General features: G+C 45.9%; 2 protein-coding genes. Both read right to left on the reverse strand.

Annotated elements, in window-relative coordinates; all coding sequences use genetic code 11:
• On the reverse strand, positions 1-2,238 hold a 2,238-nt coding region (locus RIC07_RS32625; RefSeq protein ID WP_446398154.1), incomplete at its 3' end, for a mucoidy inhibitor MuiA family protein.
• Positions 2,239-2,422: 184 nt separating this feature from the next.
• Positions 2,423-3,282 (reverse strand): DUF4139 domain-containing protein (locus tag RIC07_RS32630; RefSeq protein WP_446398155.1); only part of this gene is annotated, 860 nt, incomplete at its 5' end.

Genomic DNA, 3,282 nt, shown 5'->3' on the forward strand with positions numbered 1-3,282 from the left:
TATAGCCTGATCGACGATTTCTAGGACATTGAAGGTTACCACAAACTGCTGTTGCTTAAAGAGTTCTAGATAGACTTCCTGCTGGTTTTGAAGCAGTAATTTACCTCGCTTATTGGGGTCATCTGCGCCGGGAAGTCGCATCAGATTGTAAGTCAGTAGGTCATTGTTAATCCACCCCGTTGAGAAACCCAAGGCTGAATCTTGCACCCTCAGATAAATCGTTTCCCCATACCGGGTTGGGGTAATCTCGACGAAGCAATTGACTATACGCTCCTGAAACCGACGCTGAAACTGACCACTTTGCAATAGACGTTTGTTGATGTCTAAATCTGCCATGATTTTGACACGATTAGCCACGGCATTTTTAATCTTTCTTGGTAAGGGATCGAAGGGTTGCTGTAGTACGCCATCTTTACGGAAGCGAACCAGTAAAAATGTATCATGGGGTTCGATGTGAATGTCGGAGACTCCCTCTTGTAAGGCTTTGATGAGAATACGATTCACAAAGTTAATTATCCCAGCACTCCCTTCATTCCAGTTGTCAGCTATGTCGCATTCTGTTTCTTCCAATACATCACAAAGAGTGAGATTTTCAATATCCTGACTAATATCTGTCTGTTTAGCCGCTTCCTGTTCTTTCTCCTGTGCCAGTTTTCGATCCCGATATTGATTAATCAGATGCTGATAATCTTCCTGGGTAATCACCATCCGCCGTAGCCCAATTCCTTGAGGGCGGAGAATCCGGTTGAGATCATCTTGGGCATCCAGATTATCCGGATCAACCATTGCCACCAGAACTGATGGGGGTTGACCATCGTTTTTGGATAACGGCACCAAACGATAGCGACTACAGATATCAATAGGAATTAGGCGTTCGATGAGTTCCTTGACTTGGTGACCAGAAATATCACCAAGTTCCGGATCAAGAGATTCAACACCGTAAACTATTTTGAGTTCAAACAGTTGCTGTTTCTTGCACTGGCGGATTAAGTCGGGTGGCAACTGACGCCCAGTAATTGATTCAATGACATCGATTATAGATCGTCCCGATTTACGACTTTCTATCTGTGCTTGTTCTATCTGCCGTTCCTTAGCATAACCTAACTGTAATAATCGATTGTAGAATGGACTGTTAATTCTACTCGCTGGTTGTGTAAAGGCTCTTGGTGTTGAGGTTCTATTCTTTTGTAGATTTTCTCTTACAGTCTGTTTGCCTCCTAAGTTGAACTTTTGTACTGATGACACATTAATTGAAGATAATTCCAGGTTTTGGAACTGTTCAGATACCGTGACCACCTGCGGCTTCTGGCGGTCATAATCGGCAAACAGTGTGGTTGCACCAAGGGGAGGTAAACGCCAACCGGATTTTCTGGGGATAGGCTGAGTACGTCCTAACCGCAGTGAGGGTAATTCTGGCAACTCACACCACGTCATCGGGTTAGCTGTCGAGAGTTCCAAGCGAACTCCAGACCAATCTTCACCTGTACGCTGACACAGAAAAGCCCGAACCGCGATCGCACTGGTATTGGTGGTACTATCTAAACGGCATAAATAGGTGGGTGTCCAGCGTGCGCCAGGAACGAAATAATCGACAATTAACCGTTGCTGGGAAACTGTCACCTCCGCCGGATAACTTAAGCTGATAATCACCGTTTTTCGCAATTCCTGCGGTTTTACCTGTTGGGATTTTGACGCCAGTTCCTGTTTGTGTAATAACTCGTCTAAGTGGGTTTGTGCCTCCTGTAAGCTGTTTTGGGTGTCCCGTCGTTCCTGAATGCGGCTACGGATTTGTTCATCTTGAAAATTCGCGATCGCTAATCGGGCGGCTAGGGGTGAAGGGGGTGGTGCTTTTCCCGGTTCTGCTTTCGGTTGATTGGGTACATGAAGCTGTTTCAGGACAGAGATTTCGTTATCAATGAGGGCAATCGTTTCTTGAATTCGCCTCACTTCGGCTTCGGCTTGGCGCAGTTGTTCCTCAGCAGGGGAGTTGGGGAGTTCTGGGTGAGAAGGAACCGCAAGACTGATGCGAATATCGGTAGGAATTACTGGATTGGCATTCCCCTCAACTTGCACTCGCACGCTACTATCATCTAGCGCCAGGGAAAGTCCTGAAATTTCTACTTGTTCTGGCGTTTCTCCATTCTCTAGGTGCAAGTCGGCGATACGGCTAACGGTTGCACCAGCCGCATAGACTTTTACCTTTTCTATTTTCGAGGCGAGTTGGGTTATGTTCGGCATCGGATTATCTAGTGACTGATCCTAGGTACATTGTTCTATATCTCTGGGTGATTACCAGGATATGCACTTATCGATACGTTAGGATATTTCTCTATTGACCTGACAATAGCGTAGTTTGTAGTCAGCACGAAGAGTGCTATAACATTGAGCTGGAGAGGGCTGATGTTCCCTCACTACGAACTAACTATTCTCGTCGATTTCCACCGATTACTTCATTATCGGCGTAGGTTTTAATCGTGTACTGTGCTGATAATTTTGCTTGTTGTTGACCGGGTATTTTTATCCGCCAGCGATATCCGCCTTGAATGAGTTGTCCGCGTTCTTCTTGTTCATATTTATGCCATTGCGGGGAAACTTTACCAAGTTCTACATCAACTTTTTCTCCTTCCTGGGGAACGGGAATCCGTTCTCGGATCTCAATCCGTGCTTCGTTGGCTAAACGATTAGCAATGTCAATTTTCAGGTGATGCCGGAGTTCATTGAATGCAACTAATAACTGACTGGAACGCCTTTCCTGATACGTTGTGTTTCGAGCCACTTTTATCCCTTGTTCGACGCCTAAACCCAATTCAATTTGTCCCTGGGTGGGTACGGTTGGTAATGTTGTGGATAAGATATACTCACCATCAACATAAACATCAGCTGAACCGCTTAAAAGTGGAGCGTCTAGGGGATTACGCAGTTGGGCGATTCGGAAGACATGGGTATCTTCACGGGGAACGACAACATAGCGTAGGTTGATATCGGTACTTTGGCTAGTTAGTGCCACGGAATGAAATAGTCCATCTGACGGAACATCCACCCGTCCATCGGCAAGGTAAGCATAATCAAAGGAACCTGCTGCGTCACGTACTGATACTCCACCAGGCGGTAATGGGGTAGACAAACATTGGCGGGATTTTGATATAGCCTGATCGACGATTTCTAGGACATTGAAGGTTACCACAAACTGCTGTTGCTTAAAGAGTTCTAGATAGACTTCCTGCTGGTTTTGAAGCAGTAATTTACCTCGCTTATTGGGGTCATCTGCGCCGGGAAGTCGCA

It is taken from the genome of Coleofasciculus sp. E1-EBD-02 (assembly GCF_040218245.1).
GTDB lineage: Bacteria > Cyanobacteriota > Cyanobacteriia > Cyanobacteriales > Coleofasciculaceae > Coleofasciculus.